We start from the raw sequence: 546 nt of genomic DNA, 5'->3' as shown, positions 1-546 counted from the left end.
GGCCATGGCAACCGCGCTGCCCGTGGATGCCAGCGCGGCGCCCACCGCCACGCCCGCGCCCAGCACCACGCCCAGCATGCCCTGCGCCGTGGCCAACAGCATCATGCCCAGGATATACAGCAGGGCACCGCCCAGCATCATGGGCCGGAATCCCAGCCGCACCACCAGCGCGCCGGCGAACGGCTGCAGCATGCCCCAGGCCAGGTTCTGCACGGAAATAGCAATGGTGAACTGGCTGACCGAGATGCCCAGGTCCTGCGTCAGCGGAGGCACGAAAATGCCCAGGCTTTGCCGCAGCCCCATCGACAGGCTCAACATGACAGAAGCGCCGATCAGGATAGGCAGGGCGGGACGCAAGGCGGACCAGGCAGGCATGGCGGCGGAATGGCAGGAGACTCGAGGAACCGCAAAAAAGAAAACCCTGCCGAAGCAAGGTTTTCGTTCGCGGTTGCGCGTAGCGGGGGGGGGGCGGATCAGAACGGGATGTCGTCGTCCATGTCGGCCAGGTTCGCGGCCCCGCCCGCGGCCGGGGCCGCGGCGGCGGGC

General features: G+C 68.5%; 1 protein-coding gene. It reads right to left on the bottom strand.

What is annotated here, in order from left to right; genetic code table 11:
• Positions 1 to 375: MFS transporter (locus tag LPZ50_RS25245; protein ID WP_329957710.1), on the bottom strand; the 375-nt coding region annotated here is incomplete at its 3' end.
• Between the last annotated feature and the right edge of the window lie 171 nt (positions 376 to 546).

This window comes from Bordetella petrii (assembly GCF_020991325.1).
Classification (GTDB): Bacteria; Pseudomonadota; Gammaproteobacteria; order Burkholderiales; family Burkholderiaceae_B; genus Bordetella_A; species Bordetella_A petrii_E.
This window is presented reverse-complemented; position numbering and strand designations above follow the sequence as displayed.